The 25235-nt window shown below is 72.3% G+C and carries 25 protein-coding genes and 1 pseudogene; 5 read left to right on the forward strand and 21 right to left on the reverse strand.

The window, feature by feature from the left end; genetic code table 11:
* Positions 1–2 precede the first annotated feature (2 nt).
* From LWP59_RS24180 to LWP59_RS24195, 4 genes are all read right to left on the reverse strand, one after another.
* Positions 3–2126 carry an acyl-CoA dehydrogenase gene (locus LWP59_RS24180; protein WP_144640003.1) on the reverse strand — a complete coding sequence of 708 codons (2124 nt, stop codon included), beginning with the start codon at positions 2124–2126 and terminating at the stop codon, positions 3–5.
* On the reverse strand, positions 2126–3268 hold the full coding sequence (locus tag LWP59_RS24185; protein WP_144640006.1) for an acyl-CoA dehydrogenase family protein: 1143 nt from the start codon (positions 3266–3268) through the stop codon (positions 2126–2128). Before LWP59_RS24185 ends, LWP59_RS24180 begins: the two co-directional genes overlap by 1 nt.
* 33 nt (positions 3269–3301) lie before the next feature.
* Positions 3302–4426, reverse strand: a complete 1125-nt coding sequence (locus LWP59_RS24190; RefSeq protein ID WP_144640009.1) for an acyl-CoA dehydrogenase family protein — start codon at positions 4424–4426, stop codon at positions 3302–3304.
* A gap of 81 nt (positions 4427–4507) precedes the next feature.
* Positions 4508–6034, reverse strand: a complete 1527-nt coding sequence (locus tag LWP59_RS24195) for a class I adenylate-forming enzyme family protein (RefSeq protein ID WP_144640012.1) — start codon at positions 6032–6034, stop codon at positions 4508–4510.
* 192 nt (positions 6035–6226) lie between these two features.
* Between LWP59_RS24195 and LWP59_RS24200 the strand changes: the two genes are divergently transcribed.
* A complete protein-coding gene (locus LWP59_RS24200; RefSeq protein WP_229857165.1) occupies positions 6227–6625 on the forward strand; it encodes a hotdog family protein in 399 nt (132 codons plus the stop codon).
* A 90-nt stretch (positions 6626–6715) separates the two neighbouring features.
* On the opposite strand, the pseudogene LWP59_RS41155 reads toward LWP59_RS24200, so the two are convergent.
* Positions 6716–7066: pseudogene (locus tag LWP59_RS41155) on the reverse strand (NAD(P)-binding domain-containing protein); the annotation flags it as partial.
* A gap of 143 nt (positions 7067–7209) precedes the next feature.
* Here LWP59_RS41155 and LWP59_RS24210 point away from each other — a divergent pair.
* A complete protein-coding gene (locus LWP59_RS24210; protein ID WP_186383296.1) occupies positions 7210–8598 on the forward strand; it encodes a TetR/AcrR family transcriptional regulator in 1389 nt (462 codons plus the stop codon).
* 8 nt (positions 8599–8606) lie between these two features.
* On the opposite strand, the gene LWP59_RS24215 is transcribed toward LWP59_RS24210, so the two are convergent.
* The gene (locus LWP59_RS24215) at positions 8607–8912 is read right to left on the reverse strand and encodes a hypothetical protein (RefSeq protein WP_144640018.1); all 306 of its coding nucleotides are present in this window, start codon (positions 8910–8912) and stop codon (positions 8607–8609) included.
* A gap of 118 nt (positions 8913–9030) precedes the next feature.
* Between LWP59_RS24215 and LWP59_RS40440 the strand changes: the two genes are divergently transcribed.
* Both LWP59_RS40440 and LWP59_RS24220 read left to right on the forward strand, forming a co-directional pair.
* Positions 9031–9153: a hypothetical protein gene (locus LWP59_RS40440; protein WP_267903774.1), complete on the forward strand. Its 123-nt coding sequence runs from the start codon at positions 9031–9033 to the stop codon at positions 9151–9153.
* Positions 9150–9926: an enoyl-CoA hydratase/isomerase family protein gene (locus LWP59_RS24220; protein ID WP_144640021.1), complete on the forward strand. Its 777-nt coding sequence runs from the start codon at positions 9150–9152 to the stop codon at positions 9924–9926. The genes LWP59_RS40440 and LWP59_RS24220 overlap by 4 nt, the downstream gene beginning before the upstream one ends.
* 6 nt (positions 9927–9932) lie before the next feature.
* Here the strand turns inward: LWP59_RS24220 and LWP59_RS24225 are convergent, their stop codons facing one another.
* From LWP59_RS24225 to LWP59_RS24245, 5 genes are all read right to left on the reverse strand, one after another.
* A complete protein-coding gene (locus tag LWP59_RS24225; protein ID WP_144640023.1) occupies positions 9933–10535 on the reverse strand; it encodes a GTP-binding protein in 603 nt (200 codons plus the stop codon).
* Positions 10516–10893, reverse strand: coding sequence for a DUF742 domain-containing protein (locus LWP59_RS24230; protein WP_144640026.1), 378 nt, complete (start codon positions 10891–10893; stop codon positions 10516–10518). The genes LWP59_RS24225 and LWP59_RS24230 overlap by 20 nt, the downstream gene beginning before the upstream one ends.
* Entirely contained in the window at positions 10890–11321 is a 432-nt protein-coding gene (locus tag LWP59_RS24235) for a roadblock/LC7 domain-containing protein (protein WP_144640029.1), read from the reverse strand. The genes LWP59_RS24230 and LWP59_RS24235 overlap by 4 nt, the downstream gene beginning before the upstream one ends.
* 14 nt (positions 11322–11335) lie before the next feature.
* Complete coding sequence (locus LWP59_RS24240; RefSeq protein ID WP_191334766.1) at positions 11336–13759, reverse strand: nitrate- and nitrite sensing domain-containing protein; 2424 nt, start codon at positions 13757–13759, stop codon at positions 11336–11338.
* An 89-nt stretch (positions 13760–13848) separates the two neighbouring features.
* Positions 13849–14610 carry a FadR/GntR family transcriptional regulator gene (locus LWP59_RS24245; RefSeq protein WP_222425691.1) on the reverse strand — a complete coding sequence of 254 codons (762 nt, stop codon included), beginning with the start codon at positions 14608–14610 and terminating at the stop codon, positions 13849–13851.
* 209 nt (positions 14611–14819) lie between these two features.
* Here LWP59_RS24245 and LWP59_RS24250 point away from each other — a divergent pair, with 209 nt between their 5' ends.
* A complete protein-coding gene (locus tag LWP59_RS24250) occupies positions 14820–15656 on the forward strand; it encodes a mycofactocin-coupled SDR family oxidoreductase (protein ID WP_144643559.1) in 837 nt (278 codons plus the stop codon).
* Between the two features lie 26 nt (positions 15657–15682).
* Here the strand turns inward: LWP59_RS24250 and LWP59_RS24255 are convergent, their stop codons facing one another.
* The 10 genes from LWP59_RS24255 to LWP59_RS24300 form a co-directional block, all read right to left on the reverse strand.
* Positions 15683–16663: an enoyl-CoA hydratase/isomerase family protein gene (locus LWP59_RS24255; RefSeq protein ID WP_144643560.1), complete on the reverse strand. Its 981-nt coding sequence runs from the start codon at positions 16661–16663 to the stop codon at positions 15683–15685.
* 7 nt (positions 16664–16670) lie between these two features.
* Entirely contained in the window at positions 16671–18038 is a 1368-nt protein-coding gene (locus LWP59_RS24260) for an amidohydrolase family protein (protein WP_144643561.1), read from the reverse strand.
* Complete coding sequence (locus tag LWP59_RS24265; RefSeq protein ID WP_229857160.1) at positions 18035–19375, reverse strand: CoA transferase; 1341 nt, start codon at positions 19373–19375, stop codon at positions 18035–18037. The genes LWP59_RS24260 and LWP59_RS24265 overlap by 4 nt, the downstream gene beginning before the upstream one ends.
* Positions 19376–19399: 24 nt before the next feature.
* Entirely contained in the window at positions 19400–20392 is a 993-nt protein-coding gene (locus LWP59_RS24270) for a phosphotransferase family protein (RefSeq protein WP_144643562.1), read from the reverse strand.
* Entirely contained in the window at positions 20392–21138 is a 747-nt protein-coding gene (locus LWP59_RS24275; protein ID WP_144643563.1) for an SDR family NAD(P)-dependent oxidoreductase, read from the reverse strand. Before LWP59_RS24275 ends, LWP59_RS24270 begins: the two co-directional genes overlap by 1 nt.
* Positions 21135–22433: an acyl-CoA dehydrogenase family protein gene (locus LWP59_RS24280; RefSeq protein ID WP_144643564.1), complete on the reverse strand. Its 1299-nt coding sequence runs from the start codon at positions 22431–22433 to the stop codon at positions 21135–21137. The genes LWP59_RS24275 and LWP59_RS24280 overlap by 4 nt, the downstream gene beginning before the upstream one ends.
* 10 nt (positions 22434–22443) lie before the next feature.
* Positions 22444–22908, reverse strand: a complete 465-nt coding sequence (locus tag LWP59_RS24285; protein WP_144643565.1) for a MarR family winged helix-turn-helix transcriptional regulator — start codon at positions 22906–22908, stop codon at positions 22444–22446.
* Positions 22909–22939: 31 nt separating this feature from the next.
* Positions 22940–23173, reverse strand: coding sequence for a hypothetical protein (locus LWP59_RS24290; protein WP_222425694.1), 234 nt, complete (start codon positions 23171–23173; stop codon positions 22940–22942).
* Between the two features lie 72 nt (positions 23174–23245).
* A complete protein-coding gene (locus LWP59_RS24295; RefSeq protein ID WP_144643566.1) occupies positions 23246–24043 on the reverse strand; it encodes an acyl-CoA thioesterase in 798 nt (265 codons plus the stop codon).
* Positions 24040–25233 carry an acyl-CoA dehydrogenase family protein gene (locus LWP59_RS24300; RefSeq protein ID WP_144643567.1) on the reverse strand — a complete coding sequence of 398 codons (1194 nt, stop codon included), beginning with the start codon at positions 25231–25233 and terminating at the stop codon, positions 24040–24042. The genes LWP59_RS24295 and LWP59_RS24300 overlap by 4 nt, the downstream gene beginning before the upstream one ends.
* Positions 25234–25235: the final 2 nt, after the last annotated feature.

The following is a 25235-nucleotide window of genomic DNA, read 5'->3' on the forward strand; positions in this document are numbered from 1 at the left end:
GACTAGTTGTCGACCCGCTCGCGCGGCAGGCCCAGGACACGCTCGGCGATCTGGTTGCGCACGACCTCGGACGTGCCGCCGGCGATGGTCAGCGCCCGGACGAACAGCACGCCGTGGTGCAGCGCCGGGTCGCCGTCGAGCGCGGCCCCGGACCCGCCGATGCGCATCAGCAGGTCGGCGACGCGCTGCTGGTGCTCGCCGGAGAGCAGCTTGGTGATGTTGCCCTCCGGGCCGGGGTCGCCACCGGCGACGGCCCGGGCGGCGTTGCGGAAGCTGAGCAACCGCATCGCCTGCCGTTCCGCCACGAGCCGCCCGATGTCGCGGCGCAGGCCGCTGTCCGCGGGCAGGGCGTCGAAGGCCCGGGTTATCGGCATGAACTCGTGTTCCCCGGTGCCGATGCTGACCCGCTCGTTGCCCAGGGTCGCGCGGGCGACGGTCCAGCCGGCGTTGACCTCCCCGACGACGTCGGCGTCCGGCACGAACACCTCGTCGAAGAACACCTCGTTGAACAGCGCCGCACCGGTGATCTCACGCAACGGCCGGACAGTCACGCCCGGCGCCGTCAGGTCGACCACCAGCGCGGTGATCCCCGCGTGCTTGGCTGCGTCCGGATCGGTGCGCACCGTGGCGAGCCCGCGGTTGCAGCGTTCGGCGGCACTGGTCCAGACCTTCTGGCCGGTGACGACCCAGCCCCCGTCGGCCCGCTTGGCACGGGTGCTGATCGCGGCGGCGTCGGAGCCCGCGCCCGGCTCACTGAACAGCTGGCACCACGTCAGCTCGCCCTCCAGGCTGGGCCACAGCCAGCGCTCGACCTGCTCGGCGGTGCCGTGCCGTAGCAGGGTCGGCAGGATCCAGCTGCCGATGCCCAGCTCTGGCTTGCGCGCGCCGGTCAGCTCCTGCTCGATGACCAGCTGCTCCACCGCTCCGGCAGACCGGCCGTAGGGCGCGGGCCAGTGCGGGAAGGCGTAGCCCGATCGCACGAACAGCGACCGGCGCTCGTTTTCGGGCGCCTGCCGGTACTTCCCGGCGAAGTCCCGGACCTCCTGCCGGTAGTTCTCGGCTTCGGGCGGCAGTTCCAGCGCGGGCCTGCGGCGCACGCCCGCCGCCGTGAGCCCGGTGACCTCGTCCGCGGTCTCACCGAACGCACCGCGCAGCGTCAGTGCCCGGCGCAGGTAGAGGTGTGCGTCGTGCTCCCATGTGAAGCCGATCCCGCCGTGCACCTGCAGGGAGCGCCCGGCGACCCGCACGAACGCGCCCAGTGCGACTTCGGCGGCCACCGCGGCGGCCAGCTCGGCCTCCGGGCCGTCGACCCCGGCGCGCGCGGCGTCCCAGGCCGCGGCCGTGGCCAGCTCGACGTCGACCAGCATGTCGGCGCACAGATGCTTGACCGCTTGGAAACTGCCGACGGGACGGCCGAACTGCACGCGTTCCCGTGCGTAGGCCACGGCGTTCTCCGTGCACGCACGGGCACCTCCGGCCGCTTCGGCCGCGGCGAGGATCCGCGCCAGCACGAGCGCGGTGCGCCGCGCGCCGGACAGGACCGCGTCCGCCCGAGCCCCGTCGCAGGTGACCCGGGTGCCGCGCCGGGTGAGGTCGAGGTCGGACACGGGCGCCACCGTGACCCGCGGGCCGGGGCGGACCAGGACGACGTCGTCGTCCACGGCCAGCAGCAGCACCTCCGCGCCCGCGCCCCCGAACACCGGGCCGGCATCGCCGGTCACGCTGTCCCCGTCGCGGCGCAGGTCCCCGTGCAGCCCGACGGCCGCGCTGACCGCGCCGCCGCACAGTTCCGGCAGCAGCACCGCGCGGTCTTCGGCCGTGGCGGCGAACTGGATCGCCGTGATCGCCAGTGCGGTGGGCAGGAACGCCCCCGGCGCGACGACCCGGCCCAGCTCCTCGACGACGACGGCCAGCTCGGGCAGCCCGAACCCCTGGCCGCCGTAGTCCTCGTCGACCGGCAGGCCGAGCCAGCCCAGCTGGACGACGTCCTTCCAGAACCCGGGCGTGCCCGGCACAGTCTCGCTGTCGAGAGCCGCCCGGGCGGCGCCCAGCGCGTCCCGGTCGCTCAGGACGTCGCGCACGGACGCGGCGAGAGCCACGTGTTCCTCGGTGACCGGCAGTCCCATCAGAACCCCATCGAGCGGCCGATGAGATCCTTCATGATCTCCGTGGTGCCGCCGTAGAGGCGCTGCACGCGGGAGTCCCGCCACAGCCGCGCGACCTCGTACTCGTTCATGTAGCCGTAGCCGCCGTGCAGCTGCAGGCAGCGGTCCAGGATCTCCCACTGCACCTCGGTGCTCCACCACTTCAGGCCGGCCGCCTCCTGCGGGGTCAGCTCACCGGCGTTGGCGGCCATGATGCACTGGTCGAGGTAGACCTGCGCGACGTCGAGCTTGGTCTTCATCTCCGCCAGGAAGTGGCGGTTGACCTGGAACTTCCCGATCGGCTGGCCGAACGCCTTGCGCTCGGACACGTACTCGGCCGTCAGGTCGAAGGCCCGCCGCGCCGTGGCGACCGCGTAGGTCGCGATCCCCAGGCGCTCGGCGGGCAGGTTGTGCATCAGGTGGTAGAAGCCCCGGTTCTCCTCCCCCACCAGGTTCTCCACCGGCACCTCGACGTTGTCGAAGAACAGCTCCGCGGTGTCGGCCGACCACTGACCGATCTTGTCGAGCTTGCGCCCGCGGGAGAACCCCGGCCGCGTCGTCTCGACCGCGATCAGGCTGATCCCCTTGCGCCCGGCCGCCGGGTCCGTCTTCGCCGCGACCAGCACGAGGTCGGAGAGCAGACCGTTGCTGATGAACGTCTTCTGGCCGTTGACGACATAGCGGTCGCCCTCCCGGCGGGCGGTCGTCTTGATACCCGCGACGTCGGAACCCGCGGCCGGTTCGGACATCGCGATCGAGGTGACGATGTCCCCGCTGGTGAACCCGGGCAGCCAGCGCTTCTTCTGCTCCTCGGTGGTCAGCCCGACCAGGTAGGAGGCCAGGATGTCGTTCTGCACGCCGAGGCCGATGCCCACCGCGCCGGTGCCGAACATCTCGTCGCTGACGATCGCGTTGAACCGGTAGTCCCGGATGCCCAGCCCGCCGTACTCCTCCGGCGCCTCCCAGCCCAGCAGGCCCGCCTCGCCCGCCTTGCGCCACGCCTCCCGGCTGACCTTGCCCTCGCGTTCCCACTGCTCGGTGTAGGGCACGCACTCCCGTTCGAAGAAGGCGCGCGCCGTCGCGCGGAACTGCTCGTGCTCATCGGTGAAGATGCTTCGGCGCATCGGCCACCCTCCGCTGGTTCGATGGTTCGCTGGTCACGGTCGTCCCACTGGCAGGCCGTCGGCGCCACGGGCCGCCAGCAGCCGCCGGTGGTAGCCGGGCGTGCCGAGCAGCACCTCGTCGGCACGGGCCCGTTTGAAGTACAGCTGCGCGGGATGCTCCCAGGTGAAGCCGATCCCGCCGTGGATCTGGATGTTCTCCGTGGCGCAGCGGACGAAGCCCTCCGAGCACACCGCCTTCGCCAGGCTCGCGAGCACCGGCGCCTCGGAACTGCCCTCGGCCGCGGCCTCGGCCGCGAACAACGCCGCCGAGCGGGCCAGCTCGACCGCGACCAGCAGGTCCGCGCATTTGTGCTTGATCGCCTGGAAGGACCCGATCGGGCGGCCGAACTGCACCCTCGTGCGGGCGTGGTCGACGGCCATGTCCAGGCTGCGCTGCGCCGCGCCGACCTGCTCGCTCGCCAGGTAGACCGCGCCGAGGTCGAGCGTGCGGGACAACGCGGGCCAGCCCGCGCCCTCCTCACCGAGCAGCCGCGCCGGGGTCGCGTCGAACGTGACCGTCGCGAACGAGCGGGTGGGGTCCAGCGCCTCGACGGGTTCCCGCGTCAGGCCGCTCGCGGTCGCCTCGACGGCGAACAGGCTCACCCCCGCGCTGGTTCTGCCTGCCACCACGAGGAAATCGGCCGCACCCCCGTCGAGGACGTAGGTCTTGCGCCCGGACAGCCGCCATCCGTCGCCACCGGTGGCGGCCAGCCGGACGCCCGGCTCGTCCCAGCGTCCACCGTCCTCGGTGAGCGCGAGCGTGCCGATCCGGTCGCCGCTGACGATTCCGGGCAGGTACTCGGCGCAGGCCCGCTCGTCACCGCAGGCGAGCAGCGCGGTCGCGGCGAGCCCGGCGCTGGCGAGGAACGGCGCGGTCAGCAGCACCGCTCCCATCTCCTCGAACACCACCGCCAGCTCCACCGGCCCGCAGCCGGCGCCGCCGTAGCGTTCGGGAACGGCCAGCCCGTGCAGACCCACCTGCCTGGCCATCACCGACCACAGCTCACGGTCGTGTCCGGAAGCCTGCTCCGGCACCGTGGTCCGTGCCGCACGATCGGCAAGCAGTTCCCGCACCGTCTTGCGCAGGTACACCTGCTCCTCGGTCAGCACGCCCCGCACCCGGCCTCCTCGTATTGCTAAATCAGATAGATAATTAAGCAGTATAGGCGAGGTGGTGTGCCGGTTCCACTGTCAGCCGCGTCATACCCCGTCCGCGGCGAAGCGGCGCCGCAAGGCCGGCTTGGACGTCTTGCCCAGCCCGGTGCGGGGCAGCTCGTCGACGATCTCCAGCTGCTCGGGCAGCTTCTGCGGCATCAGGCCGGCCTCGCGCAGGTAGCCCGTGATCTCCGCCAGCGTGGGCCGGACGTCTCCCCGCAGCGTCACGACCGCGCACACCCGCTCGCCCCGGTCGGCGTCGGGCAGCCCGATCACCGCGGCCTCGGCCACCGCCGGATGCCCGACCAGCAGCGTCTCCAGCTCGACCGGGCCGATCTTCTCGCCCTTGCGGATGATCACGTCCTTGAGCCGGCCCGTCACCTCCACGTGCCCGTCGGGCCGCAGATGCCCCAGGTCCCCCGTCCGGAACCAGCCGTCGGCGGTGAAGGCCTCGGCGGTCTGCGCCGGATCGGTGTAGCCGCGGAACACCGCGGCGCCCTTCACCTGCACCTCGCCGTCGGCACCGGGCGGCAGCACGTCCTCGCCGTCGGCGATCCGGACCTGGTTGCCCGGGATCGGCCTGCCCTCGGTCTCGGCGAGCTGCTCGGCACTGTCCTGCGGGGAGGCCACGCAGATCATCGGCACCTCGGTCATCCCGTAGTCATGGGCCAGCGTCGCGCGCAGTTCCGCCCGCACCGCGTGGAACACGCTGGGCGGGCACGGCGCGCCACCGCCCTTGAGCAACCGCAGGCTCGGCACCAGCAGGTCTCCCGGCGGCCGTTTCCGCTGCTCGGCGAGCAACGCGGTGTAGAACACGGTGGAGCCGCCGGTCGTCGTCACCCGGTGCCGCCGGAACACCTCGGCCGTGCCCGCCGGGTCGAACGCCTCGACCAGCACCACCGGGAAACCGCCCAGCAACGCGGTCATCAGGTAGACGATGCCGCCGATGTGCGCGATGGGGTACGGCATCGAGCCGACGTCGTCGGGCTGACTGCCGAGACCGCTGCGCACTGTGAAGCCGCGGGCGGCGGCGAGCAGCGAGCCGTCGGCGTGCCGCGCACCCTTGGGCAGTCCCGAGGAACCCGAGGTGAAGTAGATCCACCGGGTGTCGCCGGAAGGGCCGGGCGCGGCGGGCAGCCCAGCGGTGTCGGCCGACTCCGGCGCGTCCACGCCGATCGTCAGCACCCGGGGCCGCTGCGGGAACCCCCGGGCCATGGCGGCGTAGTCGAACCCGTGCCAGGTACCCGGCACGAGCATCACCTCGGCGGCCGAGGCCGCCACCGCCGACCCCGTCTCCCGTTCGCGGTACATCGGGATCACCGGCGCCTGCACCGCGCCAAGCCGGGCCAGCGCCGCCATCACCAGGACGGTGCTCAGCCGGGTCGGCAGCTGCCACCCCACCCGGGTGCCCGGCCCGATGCCCTGCGCGAACAGCGCCGCCGCCACCCGCTCCGCCCGCTCGTGGAACCCCGCGAAGGTGAGCGAGCCGTCCCGCTCGTCAAACAACATCGGCCGCGTGCCGCTGAGCTCTGCCCGCCGGCGCACCAGGTCCCAGAAACCCTCCGCGGCCATCAGTTCATCGTGGGCAACCGGAACAACGGAACCGCTGGTCGACACATCGAGCCCTTTCTACTCAGCCCCCGGACGGGGAACGCCCGGCGCGGGCCGCGTCCGACGGGCGGACCGAACCTCGACGTTCAGCTCAAATAGTAGAATAATTTGCCGCATGAGCAACAGCCATCGGCGGAGCGGAGGGGAACCGGCATGACCGACTTCGACACCGGCGATGGCCGGACCGCGACGCGGCCGTCGCCGCGCCGGAGCCATCCCGCGCCCGGGCTCCCACGGGTCGGCTCGGCCGGGCCGGCCCGGGAGTACGCCCCCGCCGGAACGTTGACGAGCTCCGGCGGCATCACGGCGCAGGCACTGGCGACCGCGCTTCTCGCGTCCTACGCGGCCGAGTGGCTGGGGAGCATGGAGATGCGCGAGCTCCAGGCACGCTTCCGCGCCCCCGTCCGGCCCGACGACGTCCTCACCTGCGCCGGCGACGTCACGGCAGTAGAGCGCGACGGTGCCGGGTGGGCGGTCACCGTCGCGCTCACCGCGGTCCGGCCGAACGGGCAGGTGGTGATCAACGGCTCGGCGGTGTTGCTGCGATCGTGACGGCGGCCTACGCACCCTCCGCCTTGACCTCAGCCGCCCGGCGCGGATGTCTTCGGCACGGCCGCTGACCGGCGCGTCGAGCACCGTCACCCGCCGCCGGGCCCCCTCCTCGGCCAGCCGCCGGATGCCACCGGCCGACATCGTCGCGTGCTGGATGATCACCGAGCCGGGCCGGGCGGTGCGCAGCAGCCCGCCCTCCCCCGTCATGATCTCGAAGACCTGCTCCTCGGAGAACGGGCACAGCGCGAGCACCTCGGCCGACGCGGCGAGCTCGGCCACGGAGGCGGCCGGCGCGGCACCGAGTGCGGTGAACCGTTCGCGCACGTCCGCCTTCCGGGCGAAGAGGCGGACCGCGACCCCGGCGGCCAGCAGCCGCTCCACCATCGGCCCGCCCATCGAGCCGGCACCGACGAAGCCGATGTCCGGCGCAGCCTGAACCATTCGCGACTCCTTTGTCGGGCGTGAGCGGGAAGCGAAAAGCGATGATCCCCGCACGACTGGTGCGCTCCGGGACGCTACTAAGGATAGTGTCAACTTTCAAGGGCGCGCCCTGCGGACGGTTGCCCCGTCCTATGCTGAGCAGGATGAACGGCGATCTTGCGGCGGGCGCGGACCGCGGGACGGCCGCGGCACAGGACAACGCGCGGCCGGTCGTGGACACCCGTCGCCTGCCCGTCCGGCGGCGGGCGCCGTACGCCGTGAGCCCGTCCATCGGCCCGGAAGGCGCGCGCGCCTGCCTGGAGCTGATCGAAGCCGGTCACCGGCTCTTCACCGAACGCGGTTACCACGCCACCACCACGACGGCCATCGCCGAGGCGACCGGCCGCTCCGACGCGGCGTTCTACCAGTACTTCGACGGCAAGCAGGCACTGTTCCTGCTGCTGTTCGAGAACCTGGGGCGCGACCTCGTGGCCCAGTTCGCCGCGCTGCCCCCGATCGCCGCCACCCCGGCGGGACTGGCCGCCCTGCGCGAGTGGCTGGCCGGGCTCGGCGCGGTCCTGAACCGCCATTCCGCGTCGTTGCTGGAGTGGCCCACCCCGGACGAAGCCGACGAAGAGCCGTCGGAAAACCCCCAGGAGGCCTACATCGCCCGGCTCGCCGGCGCGTTCCGCGACCGGCTCCCGCACGCGGACTTCGCGGGGCTGTCCCCCCGCGCCGTGGCACTCGTGGTCACCAGCCTCACGGCGTACGGCCATTTCGTCCTGGACGTACGCAACCGCGGCTTGCGCACGGAGGCGACCGCGCCGGCCGTCCTCGACGACGCCCTCTCCCGGGTCGTCCACCGCAGCCTGTTCCCGGACGCCTACCCGGCGCGGAAACCCGGCCGGCCGGGCGGGCCGGGCGGCGTCCACCCGCCGGCGCGGTCCGCCCCGGAACAACTGCCGGGCCTGCGCAGGCCGGTGACCCGCCGCGGCCACGCGACGATCAAGAAGATCACCGAAGCGGCCATCGCCACGTTCGAGGCGCGGGGCCTGGCCGGTACCAGTGTCAACGACATCATCGCGGCCGCCGGGGTCGCGCACGGCACCTTCTACACCTACTGGGCCGACCGGGCGGCGATCGTCGCGACGTTGACGCACCAGGCCGCCGAGGCGGTGCTCGCCCACCTCGCCACCCTGCTCGACGCCGGCTCCACCGCCGAACTGGGCGCCTGGCTCGCCGGCTGGCTCGACGTCGTCGCCGACCACGGGCCCGTCCTGCACGTCTGGGCCGCCGACATCGTCGACGAGCCCCTCCTGCAACCACTGGGCATCGAGGTCGACGACCGGCTGCGCGACGTGGCGAACCGGCTCCTCGCGGACTCACCGGTACTGGACGGTCTCGACGAGAACGCCCGCACCACCGCGTTGTGGACGGTACTGGCCGAACTGCCCCGGTCCGCGTGGCGGCGCAACCCGGTGCTCACCCGGGACGAGGTGCTGCGGGCACAGACGCTGCTGCTGGCCCGTGGTTTCCTGGGCTGGCCGCTCTAGGGATTGTTTCAGTCGCTGGCGGGCAGGGGCTTGGCCTCCTTCAGCACGACCGGTGCCCCGTCGGCCGTGATGGCGTGTTCGCCCGGCTTGGTCACCAGCAGCTCGAGCCCGCCGTCGCCGACGGTGTAGCGCTTGCCCAGCTGGGTGCCGCCACCCGCACCGGTCGCGGTCAGCGCCTGTTCCGGCCGGGCAGCCGGGTCGATCATCGGATGACCGCCACAGGCCAGCTCCACCCCGGTCGCGGGCGGACGCACGAGGATGATCTCCGTCGCGTCCACCTGGCTACGCAGCCGCGTTCCCGGCCTGAGCTCCACTCCGGCTCCTTCCGCCTTCGCCACCGCGCCTGTCGCGGTGCGCCACCCCAGCAGATTAACAGTTAAATAATTGATCTTCTACTTCTGTTGAGCTGATTGGCCGCCTACGATCGGGACCATGCCTGAAGCAGTCATCGTCGCGGCCTGCCGCACCGCCATCGGCACCTCCTTCAAGGGAAGCCTCACCGAGACACCCGCCACCGACCTCGCCGCGCCCGTCGTCGAAGCGGTCCGGCCGTGACCGGGACCGTCCACCTGGTCCGGACCGGCCGGGTGCGGCGCATCGTGCTCGACCGCCCGGACGCGGCGAACGCGCTGGACATGTCGATGGCACGGCAACTGCGGAAGGCGGTCGCCGAGCTCGACCGCGACACCGGCTGCGTCCTGATCCAGGCGGAAGGGCGTGCCTTCTGCGCGGGAGGCGACGTCGCCGCCTTCGCCGCGGCCGAACCGCCCGGGCAGTTCCTGGCCGAGCTGGCCGAGGTGGTGCACGAGTCGGTCGCGGCGCTGGCCGCCGCCGAGTTCCCCGTGGTCGCCGCGGTGCAGGGCTGGGCGGCGGGCGCCGGGATGAGCCTGGCCGCGATCTGCGACATCGTCCTCGCCGGGACCTCGGCGCGGTTCCGGGCCGCCTACCCGGGGGTCGGGCTCTCTCCCGACGGCGGGCTGTCCTGGTCGCTGCCCCGGCTGGTCGGGCGCTCCCGGGCAGCCGAGCTCCTGCTGGGCAACCGCGCCGTGGACGCCGAGGAGGCGGCCGCGATCGGGCTCGTCGCGAGGGTCGTGCCCGACGCGGAGCTGCGTGACGAGGCGCTCGCGCTCGCCACGCGGCTGGCCGACGGCCCGACCGAGGCACTGGGGCGCACCAAGAAGCTGCTGTTCGAGGGGCACCCGTCGCTCGTCGGCCAGCTGGCGGCGGAAGCCGCGTCGATCGCGCTGTGCGCGGATGGCCCCGAGGGACGTGCCGGTGTCGCGGCCTTCGTCGAAGGCCGGGCACCGGTGTTCCACCCGGAGCCGTGACGCTCCCTAGTTCTGCACCAGCTCGGTGTGCGCCCGCTGGATCAGGTGCTCCATGAGCACGAGGAGCACGTCCTTGCCGGAGTCGCGGTGCCGGGCGTCGCAGAGCTTGACCGGGACGTAGTCGTCGAGGTCGAGCGCGTCGCGAACCTCGTCCGTGGTGTAGGTGGGCGCGCCGTCGAAACAGTTGACCGCCACCACGAACGGGATCTCCCGCCGCTCGAAGAAGTCGACCGCGGCGAAGGAACCGTCCAGGCGGCGGGTGTCGGCGAGCACGACGGCGCCCAGCGTGCCGCGGGCGAGCTCGTCCCAGAGGAACCAGAACCGGTCCTGTCCCGGCGTGCCGAAGATGTAGAGGATCAGCTCGGGGTTGATCGTGATCCGGCCGAAGTCCATGGCGACGGTGGTGGTCGTCTTCGCCTCGACACCGGTGAGGTCGTCCACCCCGGCGCTCAGCTCGCTGAGCATCTCCTCGGTCCGCAGCGGCGCGATCTCGCTCACCGCGCCGACCATCGTGGTCTTGCCGACTCCGAAGCCGCCGGCGATGAGGATCTTGACCGCCGCGGCGGCCAGCTCCGGTTCGCCCGGATGGTCAGAGCTTACGAATGCCATTCAGAACCGCCTGCAGTAGTTTGATGTCCGGGGAGCCCGTCCGGCTCGGCGAGGGCGGGGACCGGAAGATCAGGTACCCGTCGTTGATGAGGTCGCCGATCAGGATCTTCGTGACCACCAGGGGGAGATGGAGCTTCGCCGAGACCTCTGCCACCGACAGCGCGGACTGGCACATCCGGACGATCTCCGCGTGCTCGGGCTCGAGCAGCCGCGCCCGGGACTCCGAGCGCACCGCGACGACGAGCGTGATGATGTCCAGATCGTGCCGTGCGTCGCTGGTCCGCCCACGCGTCACCGCGTAGGGGCGCACCAGCGGACCTGCCGCTTCGTCGAACCAGGGTTCGCGGCGGTGCGTCATGAGGGTTGGGGATTGATCCGCTGCTGGTCGAAGAGGCTGTGCCGGGGCGTGGTGGACAGGTAGGTGCCGACCCGCTGGACCACCTGGTTCATCTCGTAGGCCACCATGCCCATGTTCGCGGTCTCGGACGTCAGCAGGGCCAGGCAGGCGTTCTCCCCGGCCGAGGTGACGAACAGGACCGCCCGGTCCAGCTCGATGACGGTCTGCCGCACGCCCCCGCCGTCGAAGTGGTTACCCGCGCCGCGGGCGAGGCTCTGCAACGCCGAGGCCATGGCCGAGAAGTGCTCCGCGTCCTCAGTGGACATGGCGGTCGACTGGCCGAGGAGCAGGCCGTCGGTCGACAGCACCACGGCGTGGCGGACGCCCGCCAGCCGTTGCACGAGATCGTCGAGGAGCCAATCCAGCTTGCGGGTGTTGGTAGTCGCCATAACCTTCTCGTTCGTCATGCTCGTGGATCCTGGTTGAACAGTTCTGCTTCGGGGCGTGCCTGGCGGCCCTGGCGGGTGCCGCTTTCGATGGCGGACAGCAGATCCCTCGCCTGCTCGGCGGACCGGGGCCGCTCGGCGTCGGCCCGCTGCTCGCGGGGTGCGGGCGGCCGCGCCGCGTGCAGCGGCCCGGTAGCGGCCAGCTGAGGCGCGAGGCTCGCCTGGCGCCGACGGCGGGGCAGCACGGGCCGGTCGTCGGTGGGCCGCGGGTCCGGCCGGCCGCGCACGGCCGGTTCCGGATGGGCACGGGCCGCGGGACGCGGTGGCGGGGGTTCATGGCGTGCGGGGGGTTCCGGCACGGGCGGGGTCATGGGCGGCTCCTCACTCGGCCAGGTCGCGACCATGGTGCCGGCTCCCGCGGCGTCGGTCCGGCCCGCGCGGGTGGACTGTGCGGCGTCGTCGGAGATGCTCGGGCGCCGGCGGCGCGCGCGCCCCACGCTCTCCGTGCGCTCGGTGGTACTCATCGGCGCTTCCACGGCGATCAGGCTGGACGGGATGAGCACGATGGCGCGGATGCCGCCGTAGTCCGAGTCGACCAGGCGCACGGCGGCGTCGTTGCGGTTGGCCAGCTGCGCGACCACGAACATGCCGAGCCGGGAGTCGCTGGACAGCGTCGTGACACTGAAGTCCGGCGGGTTGCGCAGGGTCTCGTTGACCCGTGCCAGCTCCTCGGGGGGCATGCCGAGGCCCTGGTCGGTGATCTCCACGACGACGCCCTTGCCGACGATGTTCCCGGTGACCTCGACGCGGGACTCCGGCGGGGAGAACGACGTCGCGTTGTCCACCAGTTCGGCCAGCAGGTGGATGAGGTCGGCGACCACGCTGCCGACGATGGAGACCTCGGGCAGCCGGGCCGTGCGGACCCGGGCGTAGTCCTCGGTCTCGGCGACCGCGCCGCGGACCAGTTCCACGAGTGGCACCGGGTTTCGCCAGCGGCGGCCCGGCTGTTCGCCGCCGAGGATGATCAGGTTCTCCGCGTTGCGGCGTTCGCGGGTGGCGAGGTGGTCGAGCTGGAAGAGCATGTCCAGCTGCTCGGGGTCCTCCTGCTTGTACTCGGCCTTGTCGAGGATCTCCAGCTGGCGGTGCACCACGATCTGGCTGCGGTGCGCGATGTTCAGGAACACCGCGTTGACGCCCTCGCGGGTCTTGGCCTCCGTCACCGCCGCCGCGACGGCGGCGTGCTGCGCCCGGTTGAACGCCTCGGCGACCTGGCCGATCTCGTCCGAGCCGTAGTCCAGCGGCGTCGCCTCGGCCGCCAGGTCGACCGACTCGCCGTCGCGCAGCCGGTCCATGATGTCGGGCAGCCGCTCGTCGGCGAGTGCGAGGGTCTCCCCGCGCAGCCGCTTGAGGCGGCCGATGAACCTGCTGGAGAGCCGCAGCGTGATCAGGAACGCCACGATCGCGATCACCAGCACGGCGACGCCGCCCCAGATCGAGTTGGTCGCGGTCTTGCTCCCGTTGTCGTAGGCGAACTGCTCGGCGTACTTGTGGTGCGAACGCCACAGGTCGAGCAGCTGACCGCTCACCGTGGTCGCCGCGTTCTGCCAGTCGGGCACGCCGAGCGGCAGCGCCGGGACGTTGCGCGCGCCGACCGGTGCCGTGCCACGCTGTCCGATCGCGCTTTCCATCGCGCTCAGCTGCTGCCACGCGGGGCTGGCCGCGAGTGCCTGGAACCGGGCCTGCTCGTCCGGGGTGAGCGTGGGCAGGAGGTTCTGGATCTGGGTGCGGTACGCGCCGACCTGGTAGGTGTATTCCTGCAGCTGCGCGGCGGTCAGCCCGCCGCTGCTGATCGCGGACGCGGCGAGTGCGTTGCTCCGTGACATCGACTCCGCGACCTGGAACAACGCCGTCGCCGTGGCTTCCTCGGACGCCGTCCCGGAATCCGGCGCGCTGCGGGAGACGCCCTGCATACCGATCGAGACGACGCTGAGCAGCTGGTTGAAGAACGAGTAGGTGTCCGCCACCGGCACGACACCCGCGTCGATCCGCTGGCGCATCGCCGCGACCTGCTGCTTGAGCTGATCGAACATCGAGCTCGCGTTCGCCATGGCCCCGGGGTTGAGCTTGGCGAGGACGTCGCCCGCCGCGCGAACGTCGGTGAGGGCGGTGTCGACCTTGGCTCGCTGCGCCGGCAGTGCTTGCGCGCTCTGCTGGTCGCCGCCGAGCTTCAGCAACGTCAGCCGGCGTTCCTCCTGGACCGTCTGGGCGAACGCGATGCCGGGGGTGGTGCCGCGGTCGACCTCGCCGGACCAGTCGCGCGCGTGCAGTCCCTGCGTCACCAGGTAGATCGCCGCACCGGCCCCGACTGCGAAAAGCGCCACACTCGGGATGAGCGCGATGGCCAGAATACGGGCACGAACACTGAGCGTGGCCTTGAACACCGGCGTACCGTACCGGAACTACCCCGGTCGGGTGAAGCGAATCAGGCAGATCTTTGCGGAGAAAAAGCTCAATGATTAAGCAGGGTGGCTCACGACAGCACGTCGAGCACCGTCTCCGCCGGATCGCTGATCATGTATTCGCTGACCTGGTCGAGGTGCCGTCGCCAGAAGGCGATCGCCTTGTCGGCGTCCTTGGCCCGGATGAGGTCGACGATCTTGGCGTGCGCCTTCTGCGTCGCCTTCACCGAGGGCTCCGCGCTGCCGTCGTCGCGGTGCGCGTTGATGAACGACTGGTTGTGCCGCTCGATGATGGAGAAGACCATGTCGACCAGGACGATCATCGTCTGGTTGCCGGCGAGCTCGACCAGCAGGCGGTGGAACTGCAGGTCGTGCTTCTCGGCGAAGGCGATGGGGTCGCCGACGAGGTCTTCGCCCTCGACGAGGGCCCTCTCGAGCCGGCGCAGGTCCGCCGCCGAACGCTTCCGCGCCAGCGCCCCCACCGCCGTCGACTCCAGCGCCCCGCGGGCCTGGTGCAGGTCGGCCAGGGTGGCGCCGCGGTACTGCAGCAGCGTCCCGGCGTACCGGCCGGCCGCCGCCGCGTCCGGGACCAGGACGTGTGCGCCACCGCGGGCGCCACGGCGGATCTGGATGATCTGCTCGGACTCGAGGATCCGGAACGCCTCGCGCAGGGTGGGGCGGGACACGCCGAACTGGGCCATCAGGGCGCTTTCCGGCGGGAGGGCGTCACCCTCCTTCAGCTCACCGGTCACGATCTGCCGCCGCAGCTGCGCGGCGACCATCTCCCCGGCCTTGGGCACCCGGACGACGGTCGATTTGGGCGTCGCGACCACGAGCCCCTCCCTTCATCTGCTCAGTTCGTTCATTCTACTGATGGGACTTGCCCGCGCGCGGACGTCCTGGTATTCGCGCGCGTCCCGCGCCGCGGCGGGCGGCGGCGCGGGACGGGGACGGACGTTGCGACGGGAGGCCATTCAGTGCATTATTTAAGCTCTTTCCGAGCTCGACGACCTGACGGAAGTGACGAAAGGGACTGCTGACCATGGGAAAACTCGACGGCCGGGTCGTGTTCATCACCGGCGCCGCACGCGGGCAGGGCCGCTCGCACGCGGTGCGGTTCGCCGAGGAGGGCGCGGACGTCGTCGGCATCGACATCTGCGCGGACATCGACGTCGTCCCCTACAAGCTCGGCACGGCGCAGGACCTCGCGGAGACCGCCCAGCTGGTGGAGAAGACCGGCCGGTCGATGCTGACCCGCACGGTGGACGTGCGCGACAAGGCGGGTCTGCAGGCGGCCTTCGACGCCGGCGTGGAGCGCTTCGGCCACATCGACACCGTCATCGCCAATGCCGGGGTGATCATGAGCAACACCAAGGAGCGCGACGCGGCGGAGGCGTTCCGGGTGGGCATCGACGTGATGCTCGTCGGCGTGTGGAACACGATCCAGGTGGCGCTGCCGCACCTGATCGAGCGCGGCAAGGCCGGCCACCACGGCAACATCATCGCGACCAGCTCGATGGCGGCGCTGCTCGGCATGGGCAACGGCACCGGCGGCGACGACGCGTACGGGACGGCCAAGCTGGCGGTGATCGGCCTGGTCAAGCAGTACGCCAACTACCTCGCCCAGTACCACGTGCGGGTCAACGGCGTGGCGCCGACCAACTGCGCGACGCCGATGGTGACCGAGAACCCCGAGCTGTTCAACGTGATGGGCGCCTACCCGAACCTCGCGAACGCGATGCAGACGCTGCTGCCGGACGTGCCGATGATCGAGCCGCGCGACGTCAGCGAGGCGATGCTGTTCCTGCTGTCGGACTCCGGCCGCTACTTCACCGGCAGTGTTCTCAACGTGGACGCCGGGATGGCCGTACGCCGCTGAACCCGGCCGGGCGCACCGGCGCGCGATCACCGTTCGATGGCGTCGACCAGACCCCATCGAACGGCGGTGGCGGCGTCGAGTGCCCGTCCGGACAGCGCCAGGTAGAGGGTGCGCCAGCGGCCGATGCGGCGGGGAAGGCTGACGGTGCCGCCCGCCCCCGGGACGAGACCCATGCCGACTTCCGGCAGCCGGAAGGTCGCGTCCGGGTGGGCGGTCACCGTCCCGGCGAAGGCGGGAAGCTCCACTCCCGCCCCGACGCAGCTGCCCTGCAGCCGGACCTCGACCCGGTCGGCCAGCTGGTGCAGCAGGCGGCCGGCGCCACCGCGGGTGCGGACGAAGTGGGCGGTCGCCAGGTCCGGCGTCGTCCCGAACTCGTCGAGGTCACCGCCTGCCGAGAACACCGGGCCCGCGCCCCGCAGGAGCACTCGGTCGACCGTCTCGTCGAGCACGGCCAGCCGGAGCGCGTCGACGAGCGCGTCCCGGACCTCGCGGCCGTAGGCGTTGCGCCGTTCAGGCCGGTTGAGGGTGATCTCCAGCAGCCCACCCGCCCGCTCGACGAGCACCGGATCGCGGGCCGGCGGCGGCAGCGGCCGCGGACCACGCTTGATGAGCCAGCGCTTGAACTCGGGCCCGCCCAGCAGCGTCGAGTACGCGAAGGACTCGACATCGAGCGCCGCGGGCACCGGGAGCCCGTCCGCGCGCAGTACCTGGGCCAGCACCAGCGCGGCCCGCGGGTTCGCCTCGGCGGCGGCCTGGAGCAGCTCGGCGTCGGCGACCGGATCGGCGGAACGGACGGAATGGACGTCGTCGGCGGCGTCGAGCGGTACCAGGGTCAGGTCCAGTGCCGCGGCCCGCTCCCGGCTCGTCGCCGCCGGCTCCCCGGTCCCGACGCCGACGCGGATGCGGTCGCTCGGGGGCATCGCCTCGGCGGGCGCGTCGAGATCGACGAGCAGCAACGGATCGGCGGGCCGGCCGTCGCCGTCGAGCACCACTTCGTCGAATTCCATAGCGGCGTCAGTCTATCCCGTCACCGCCGGCACCATGATCGGTGTCCCGAGTGGACAGTCCGGACCGGTACGCGACGACGCCCGCGCAGATGGTGGCCGCGACCTGGCGGGCGTCGGGCGCGGACAGTGCCCGCGCGAGCGGAACGTGCAGCAGGCACAGGTCGGCGGGCGCACCGGCGACGACGCGGCGGGGTGGTCCGCCCGGATCGGTCAGTGGTGCCAGCAGCCCGTCCAGCACCGTTCGGGCGGGCACCCGCTCCCCCGGCGTCAGGTCCCGCCGGATGGCGGCGGCGATGACCGACCACGGGTCTGGACTCGCGAAAGGCGCGTCGCTGCTGGGCGCCACCGGCACTCCGGCCTCGATCAGGCTCGCGTAGCGGTACAGGTCCGCGTGGTCGGCGGCCGGGACGTCGCGCCGGTACTGGTCCCGCCGTTCGATGACGAACCCGGGCTGGGTCACCACCACCAGCCCGAGCCCGGCCAGCAGCGGGATGGTGTCCCGCCCGATCAGCGCGCCGTGCTCGATCCGGTCACCGGGCAGCGTCCCGGTCTCGGCCAGCACCGACAGGGTGATGACGAGGGATTCGCGCGTCACGGCGTGGACCGCGACCGGCCGGCCGGACTTGTGGGCCCCGGCGATCTCCCGCCGCAGCGCGTCCCAGTCCGGCGGCTCGTGGTCGGCGGGAAGGATCTTGTGCGGCCCGATCGTGACCCCGGCGCGCACCGGTGCGTCCCGCGGCGCGCCGAGCAGGTGCAGCCGCTGCGGCAGATCCGCACGAGTCAGCAGGCCGACGGTGTCCGGGGACAGGTTCGGCGTGGCGTCGGTGACGCCGGTGACCCCGAACGACGCCAGCAACCGCCCCACCGCGGCAAGGTCAGGCGGGTCACCCGGCCGGTCACGCAGCCGCGCGTCCGCCCGCCACAGCCGGCCGTCCGGGAACTCCGCGAGCAGTCCCAGTTCGGTCAGCGCGGGGGTGTTGAGCACCCACAGCGCACCGCCCCGATGCTGCAGCCGCACCGGGCGGTCCGCCACCAGGCTGTCGAGCATCCGCCGGTCGGGTACTCCGGCCACGCTCTCGTGGTAGCCGATCCCGCGCACCCGGCAGCCCGGCGCTGCCCGCAGCGCCCGCGCCAGCCCGTCGAGGTCGGTGACCTCGGGCGGCCCGCAGCGCACGGACGCGGCGGCCGCCGCGAGCGACAACAGGTGCAGGTGATGATCGTGCAAACCGGGCAGCAGCGCCCCGCCCCGCGCGTCGAGCTCCCGCTCGCCGGGCTCCGGGCGCAGGTCGCCGAGTCCGGCGACAACCTCGCCCCGCACCCGGACATCGACGACGCGCCCCTCGACCTCCGCCCCGCGGATGAGCACACCTGTCATGACAACCCCAGTTCGTCCAGCACGCGGACCGTATCGGCGCCCAGCTCCGGCGCGACCCCGGCGGGGCGCCGCGCTGCCGGGGCGGCCGGGGCGGGGAGCTCGCCGGCCTCGTCCGGACCGACCAGCGTCGCCGCCACCTGCTCCCGCAACGCGAGGTCGGCCAGCCAGGTGCCGCCCGCCCGCACGCAGGCAAGCGCCACCAGCGCGGCATTGACCCCGGTCACCGGGTCGGCGATGGCGTCCGCGCACGGTGCCGGCGTCCCGGTCGCCGGGTCGAACGTGAGAAGGCCTGCGGCCAGCGCGGTGTCGTCGCCGAAGCCGACCGCGTTCGACCACGGACCGGTGCGCCCGTAGGCGGTGATGCTGACCCAGACCTTGTCCCGGGCACGGGCGAGCACCTCCTCGGCGTCGATGCCGAGTTGCCGCAACGCCCTCGGCCGGGAGCCTTCGATCACCACGTCGGCGGCCTCGATCAGGCCGGCGAGCACGGCGCGGCCGTGGGGGGTGGTGAAATCCAGTGCCACCGCTTCCTGACCGGCGTGCAGGAGGTCGTAGAACGCGCGCGGCCCGCGCCGCGCCCCGTCGGGCCGGCGCACGCTCTCCACCTTCACCACCCGCGCGCCCGACAGGGTCAGCAGATGCCCGCACAACGGCCCCGCCCACAACGACGACAGGTCGACCACCAACGGTCGCGGCACTGGTCGCGTCCCGGGGCGGCCACGGCCGGTCAGCACGAACGGGCGCACCTCGCCCGCCTGCCCCCGGGCGGCCAGCTGCTCGTCGTCCCCTTTGGACAGACCGGCGGCCGGCAGCCCCAGCAACCGGGCGCGCTGCGCCAACTCGGCCACCGTCCGGCCCGCGACGGCCCGCTCGAGCACCGGGTCCGACTCCTCGAGCCAGGCCGGCAGCAGCTCCGTGTCCGACTCGCGTGCCAGGTTCACGCCGAACCACCCGTCGGCGGCGGGCAGCACCTGGAACGCACAGCCGGCCGAGAACGGCGCGTTCCGCCGCAACCCCGCGACGGCGGCCCGCTCCGACAACACCCCCGCGCCGGGCAGGCGCACCGCACGTCCGGCCAACAGCCCGATCGCCAGCAGCGCGCCACGCACCGCGCTGGCCGCCTGCCCCGGCGGCAGCAGCGGCGGCCCGTCCCGCCGCCCGGTCAACGCCATCGCGCCCGAGGCCGCCCAGTCCGCCTCCGACTCCACGTTGGACGCCACCGACTCCACGTCGGCACCCAGCCACCGCAACATCCGTGCGGCATGCCATGCCGCCGCCGCCGAGCCGGGCACCACCAACCGCGACCCGCACAACGGCAGCCGCCACTCACCATCCACGCCGCCATGATCCGGCACGCGAGGTCAGGACACCAGGGACGCGGCTTCTTCGAGCAGGACGGGAAGAGCGGGGACCATGCGCGCCATGGAGCCGGTCAGGTCGCCGTTCTTGCGGCCCCGTTTGACCAGCAGCGCCGTCGCCCCGGCCTCCTTGTACCGGGTGAGGGCGTCGAACCAGCGCATGTCCGGCAGTTCTCTGCCGTAGCTGGCGAGCAGTTCGGCCGCGGTCGGCATCCCGCTCGGCTCGGCCGACGGCGCGCCCGGATGGTGGGCCTCGTCGGTGAAGAAGGTGAACCACGTCAGGTCGATGCGGGGGTCCCCGACCGACCAGATCTCCCAGTCGATCACGGCCTCCACCCGCCCGTTCGTGCACAGCGTGTTGCCGAGGCGGTAGTCGCCGTGGTTGACCACCGGCGGAAGCGGTTCCGGCATCGTCTCGTGCAGCAGGCGGCCGTAGCGCTCGTAGTCGTGCTGCAGATCCGCCGGGACGGTGCTGAACGCGCGAGTCCACCGGTCGATCTCCGCGCCCAGTGTCATCACCGGCTCATCACCGAGACCGACGGCGGCGGGGTCGAGGGCGTGGATCGCCGCGAGCACCCCGGCCGCGTCCAGACCGCGGGAACGCACCTGGGGAAACCGCGCCGGGTCGCGTTCCTCGCTCAGCGCCGGTTCGACGCACTCCCCCAGCACCAGGCCCATCGCGGCGAACGGCGGGACCTCGGGCGGCTCACCGTGATCGGAGAACAGCACCGGGGGCACCCGCACCCCCGGCCGGCCGTGCAGTGCCGCCATCAACCGCCCCTGGCGCAGCACATCCCGGTTGCGCACCGGCGCGAGCCCGGGCGGCGCGACCTTGAGCACCACCCGTTCCGCCGGCGCGCCGGCGAACTCGGCCACGAACGTCAGGCTCGACGTGCCCCCGGTCAGCGGGGACACCGAGGTCACCGTCGACCCTGGCGCCCAGTCCTGGGCGGCGGCGGTGGCCCGCTCCCGCAGCGACTCGGTCAGCCCGGCCATCAGAACAAGCCTCCGTCCACACGCAACAGCGCGCCGGTGGTGTAGCTCGATGCCGGGCTGGCCAGGTACAGCGCGCTCGTCACGACCTCTTCCGGATTGCCCGGCCGCCCGAGCGCGCTGCGCGTCCTCCTCCGGTGCTCCTCCGGCCAGGACCGGGAGATGTCGGTCAGGAACGGCCCGGCCGACAACGTGTTGACCCGTACCTTCGGCCCGTACTCCAGCGCCAGCACCTGGGTGAGCGCGTTGAGCGCGGCCTTCGCCCCGGCATAGGGACCGAACCGCGGCTGCGGCATCAGCGCGCCGGTGGAGGACACGTTGATGATCGACCCGCCGTCCCCGGCCGCCATCCGCTCCCCGATGACCGCGCCGAGGCGGAACGGTCCCTTGAAGTTGACGCCGACGACCTTGTCGAACAGCTCCTCCGACGTCTGCGCCGAAGACGGTGCGAGCGGCGACATCCCGGCGTTGTTCACCAGGATGTCCACCTTCCCGAAGGCGGCATACGCGGCGTCGACCAGCGCGTCGAGCTCGTCCCAGTGCCCGACGTGACAGGCGACCGGAAGCGCTTTCCGGCCCAGCGCCTCGACTTCGCGGGCCACCTCCCGGCACCCCTCGAGCTTGCGGCTGGTGATCACGACATCGGCGCCGGCACGGGCGAAGGCGAGCACCATCTCCCGGCCCAGTCCGCGGCTCCCGCCGGTGACGAGGGCGATCTTGCCGGACAGGTCGAACAAGGCGGCGCTCATGCGAACTCCTTCAGGACGTGGGCGTAGCGCTCCTGGGCGGCGGCCAGCTTCGGCGGAATGTGCTCGCTCGGGAACAGGCCCTCGGCCGGGCTGTACTGCTTGAGCAGCTGCTTGGCGATCGTCGTCCGGTGCACCTCGGTCGGCCCGTCGGCCAGCGCGAGGGCGGGCACGCTCATCCACATCCCGGCCAGCGGCGTCTCGTGCGTGGTGCCCAGCGACCCGTGCAGGTGCAGGGCGCGCTGCACGATGTCGTGGTAGACCTTCGCCATCGCGACCTTGCACATCGCGATCTGGGTCCGCGCCGCGCCGTGCGGCTGCGTGTCGATCACCCACGCCGTGTTGAGCACCAGCAGCCGGTACTGCTGCAGCTCGATCCACGAGTCGGCGATGAACGTCTGCACGGCCTGCTTGTCGGCCAGCCGCTGCCCCTGGGTGCGCCGGGACAGCGCCCGCTCGCACATCATGTCGAACGCACGGCGGCATTGACCGACGGTGCGCATCGCGTGGTGCACCCGGCCACCGCCGAGGCGCGCCTGCGCCACCGCGAAGCCCTGACCGGGGCCGCCGAGGATCGCGTCGGCGGGCACCCGCACCTCGCGGTAGCGGATGTAGCCGTGAATACCCTCATCGAGGTCGTCCCGCTCGGCCATGGTGGCGACGTTGCGCTGGATCTCGATGCCGGGCGTGTCCGCGGGCACGATGAACATCGACATCCGCTGATGCGGTGCGGCGTCGGGGTCGGTGACGGCCATGACGATCAGGAACTCGGCGAAGCGGGCGTTGGACGTGAACCACTTCTCACCGTCGATGACCCAGCTGTCCCCGTCGTGCCAGGCCCGGCAGACGAACTCCTTCGGATCCGCCCCGGCCTGCGGCTCGGTCATCGAGAACGCGGAGACGATGTCGCCGTCCAACAACGGCTCGAGGTAGCGCGCCCGCTGCTCCGCGGTGCCGAACATGGCGAGGATCTCGGCGTTGCCGGTGTCCGGCGCGGCGGTGCCGAACACCGTCGGCGCCCAGTACGACCGGCCGAGGATCTCGTTCATCAGCGCCAGCTTGAGCTGCCCGTAGCCAGGGCCGCCGAGCTCCGGGCCGAGGTGGCAGGCCCACAGGCCCTGCGCCTTGACCTTGTCCTGCAACGGTTTCAGGATCGCCCGGGACGCCGCGTTGCCCTTGTCGTAGGGATCACCGCCCGCCGGGAACAACAGGTCGAGCGGCTCCACCTCCTCGACGACGAAGCGCGTCATCCAATCCAGCTTCGCCTGGAACTCCGGTTCGGTGCTGAACTCCCACATCACGGCCTCCTCAACTCGAACGTCGTTGTTCCGCCGCGTCGGCCTCCAACCGGGTCCGCAGCAGCCGCAGCGTCTCGGCCGCGCGCGCGAGCTCAGCCGGGTCGATCCCCGCGGAGACCCGCGCGGCCCACGGCCGGCTGCGCTCGTGCGCGCGCCGGTGCGCGGCGCGCCCGGCCTCGGTGGGCACCAGCAGCGGCGCCCGCTTGTGGTCCGGATTGTCCTTCGCGGCAAGGAAACCACGGGCCAGCAACGCATCGGCCAGGCGCTGCACGCTCTGCCTGGTGTGGCCGAGGCTGCGTCCGATCTGGGGCACGGTGGGCGCCCGCTCGGCGTTCACCACGGCGGTGAGCACGAGCAGCTGCGCACCCGTGAGACCTTCCTCCGCACCGAAGTCGCCGGTCGCGGCGAGCAGGCGCCCCTGGGTACGCAGCACCTCGTCCACCAGCCGCGGCAGTGGATGCCCGGAAGCAATCATGACAGGAGCTTGTCAAATTGACAACATGCTGTCAATCCTGCCCGTCGAACACCTCGCTGCCGACGATCCGATCCGCGGGCACCACTTCTCCGCCCGCTTGGCCGTGAAGTCGGGGTCGAGCAGGCGGCGGACGGGCAGGTGCTCGTCCGCCGTCCTTGCGGAAGAAGATGTCGCCCTCCAGCTGCGGCTGCGTGGCGCTGGTGTTCGGAAAGCCCCGCTCGGCGTCGAGCAGGATCACGCCGTCGTCCTCGCGCTGGTCGAACACCTCGGGCGCGGCCTCCGGAAGGCGACGGCACCCACCGCGACACCCTGGACCCGGGCGGCCCGTCCGGCCCCTTCAGCGACGGCGGTAGAGCGTCTCCTGCGCGAGACTCGCGCCCAGCACGCCGCCGCGGGCGTGGATGCTGCCGGTGTACCAGCCCCGCCCGCCCGCGACGTTGTGCGGCACCAGGTCCAGCAGCACCCAGTCGTCCACGCGGACCGGGCGGTGGAACCACACGGCGTGGTCCAGCGTCGCGCCCGACTGGTGGGTCTCGTCGTGCAGCGGCGCCAGGCCCGTCGAGATGTCGGACAGGTAGGTCAGCGTGGCCGCGTGCAGCAGCGGGTCGTCCGGCAGCGAGAGCGTGCACCGGGCCCAGAAGCGGGTCGGCCACTCGATGCCTTCGGCAGGCTGGGCGGGCAGCCTGCCCTCCATCGAGGTCAGGCGCGGCAGCAGGAACGAAGGCAGTGCGCCCGGGTCGCCGGCCGCGGGCATCGGCTCGACCTGGTGGTCCGGCCCCTCCTCCACGACCTGGAACGACGTGGACATCGAGAAGATGACCTCGCCACGCTGGATCGCGACCACCCGGCGGGCCGAGTACGACCGGCCGTCGCGGTCGCGGTCCACGCGGAACACCGTGGGGTGGGACGCGTCCCCGCCACGCAGGTAGTAGCCGTGCAGCGAATGCGGCAGCCGGCCTTCGGGCGCGGTCGCGCCCGCGGCCAGCAGCGCCTGGGCGGCGACCTGGCCACCGTAGAGCGGGTACGGGTCGTCGAACACCGCGTTGGCGCGGAACAGGTCTCGCTCGATCACCTCCAGCTCCAGCAGCTCCTGCAGGTCGATCGAGGGCCGGGTGGCGAAGTCCTGCGCTGTCATCGCGGCGGCATCGCCGGGTCGCGGGGCAGGCCGAGCACCTGTTCGGCGATGGTGTTCCGCTGGATCTCGGCGGTGCCCGCGCCGATCGTCGAAGCCCGGGTGGACAGGAACCCGCCCACCCAGCGGCCGCGTTGCACGGCCCGCGGGTCGTCACGCAGCAACAGCCCGTCCGGGCCCAGGATGTCGACGGCGAACTCGTGCAGATCCTGCTCGAACGTCGTGATGAACAGCCGCGAGGTGGACGACGCCGGGCCGGGCTCGCCGCGGGAGAGGATGTCGGAGATGGTGCGCATCCCGCTGTAGCGCATGATCCGCACCCGGATCTCGAAGTCCGCCAGCCGATCGCGGACGCCCGGGTCACTCGCGACCCCGCGCTCGCGGGCGAGCTCGATCAGCTCGTCCACCACCCGGCGGTAGGTCGCGGCCTGGTTCATCGCCCCCGCGGCGCGCTCGTGGCCGAGACTGGTCCGGACCAATGGCCAGCCCTCGTTCTCATCGCCGATCCGGTTCGCCACCGGCACCCGCACGTCGTTGAAGAAGATCTCGGTGAAGTGCTCGCCCCCGGTGAGGTCCCGCAGCGGGCGAACCGTGACCCCCGGCGCGTGCGCGTCGATGAGCAGGTAGGTGATGCCCTTCTGCCGCGACTCCTGGGTTCCGGTGCGCACCAGGCAGAACAGGATGTCGGCGTGGTCGGCGTGGGTGTTCCACACCTTCTGCCCGTTGACGACGTACTCTTCCCCGCCGGCCTCGCGGCGCGCCGTGGTGCGCAACGACGGGAGGTCCGAACCCGCGCCCGGCTCCGAGTAGCCCTGGGCCCACACCTCGTCGCCGCGCAGCATCGGCCGCAGGAAACGCTCCTTCTGCTCGGGCGTGCCGTACTTGATGATCGTGGGCGCGGCGATGCCCAGCCCCGTCCCCTGTGGACCGGGCACCCGCGCTCGCGCGTACTCCTCCTGGTAGATCACCTGCTGTGCGAAGGACAACTCCATCCCGCCGTACTCGCGCGGCCAGCTCGGCCCGGCGAAGCCGGCGTCGTAGAGCGTGGCCAGCCACGCCTTCTGCCAGGCGCGCCGGTCCAGGACGCCCCGCGGGCGCTTCCCCGGGTGGTTCTCCGTCAGGAAGGCCCGCAGCCGCAGGCGGAACTGCTCGTCGGTCTCGACCCCGGACTCCCGGGTCGGTGCATCGGTCATCG

This window comes from Amycolatopsis acidiphila, from assembly GCF_021391495.1.
Classification (GTDB): domain Bacteria; phylum Actinomycetota; class Actinomycetes; order Mycobacteriales; family Pseudonocardiaceae; genus Amycolatopsis_E; species Amycolatopsis_E acidiphila.

Bases quoted from the DNA above. Each gene is read 5' to 3' on its own strand.
- LWP59_RS24180 (WP_144640003.1), bottom strand. From the start codon at position 2,126: ATGGGACTGCCGGTCACCGAGGAACACGTGGCTCTCGCCGCGTCCGTG.
- LWP59_RS24185 (WP_144640006.1), bottom strand. From the start codon at position 3,268: ATGCGCCGAAGCATCTTCACCGATGAGCACGAGCAGTTCCGCGCGACG.
- LWP59_RS24195 (WP_144640012.1), bottom strand. From the start codon at position 6,034: ATGGCCGCGGAGGGTTTCTGGGACCTGGTGCGCCGGCGGGCAGAGCTC.
- LWP59_RS24200 (WP_229857165.1), top strand. From the start codon at position 6,227: ATGACCGACTTCGACACCGGCGATGGCCGGACCGCGACGCGGCCGTCG.
- LWP59_RS24210 (WP_186383296.1), top strand. From the start codon at position 7,210: ATGAACGGCGATCTTGCGGCGGGCGCGGACCGCGGGACGGCCGCGGCA.
- LWP59_RS40440 (WP_267903774.1), top strand. From the start codon at position 9,031: ATGCCTGAAGCAGTCATCGTCGCGGCCTGCCGCACCGCCATCGGCACC.
- LWP59_RS24225 (WP_144640023.1), bottom strand. From the start codon at position 10,535: ATGGCATTCGTAAGCTCTGACCATCCGGGCGAACCGGAGCTGGCCGCC.
- LWP59_RS24230 (WP_144640026.1), bottom strand. From the start codon at position 10,893: ATGACGCACCGCCGCGAACCCTGGTTCGACGAAGCGGCAGGTCCGCTG.
- LWP59_RS24235 (WP_144640029.1), bottom strand. From the start codon at position 11,321: ATGGCGACTACCAACACCCGCAAGCTGGATTGGCTCCTCGACGATCTC.
- LWP59_RS24250 (WP_144643559.1), top strand. From the start codon at position 14,820: ATGGGAAAACTCGACGGCCGGGTCGTGTTCATCACCGGCGCCGCACGC.
- LWP59_RS24255 (WP_144643560.1), bottom strand. From the start codon at position 16,663: ATGGAATTCGACGAAGTGGTGCTCGACGGCGACGGCCGGCCCGCCGAT.
- LWP59_RS24260 (WP_144643561.1), bottom strand. From the start codon at position 18,038: ATGACAGGTGTGCTCATCCGCGGGGCGGAGGTCGAGGGGCGCGTCGTC.
- LWP59_RS24270 (WP_144643562.1), bottom strand. From the start codon at position 20,392: ATGGCCGGGCTGACCGAGTCGCTGCGGGAGCGGGCCACCGCCGCCGCC.
- LWP59_RS24275 (WP_144643563.1), bottom strand. From the start codon at position 21,138: ATGAGCGCCGCCTTGTTCGACCTGTCCGGCAAGATCGCCCTCGTCACC.
- LWP59_RS24280 (WP_144643564.1), bottom strand. From the start codon at position 22,433: ATGTGGGAGTTCAGCACCGAACCGGAGTTCCAGGCGAAGCTGGATTGG.
- LWP59_RS24285 (WP_144643565.1), bottom strand. From the start codon at position 22,908: ATGATTGCTTCCGGGCATCCACTGCCGCGGCTGGTGGACGAGGTGCTG.
- LWP59_RS24295 (WP_144643566.1), bottom strand. From the start codon at position 24,043: ATGACAGCGCAGGACTTCGCCACCCGGCCCTCGATCGACCTGCAGGAG.
- LWP59_RS24300 (WP_144643567.1), bottom strand. From the start codon at position 25,233: ATGACCGATGCACCGACCCGGGAGTCCGGGGTCGAGACCGACGAGCAG.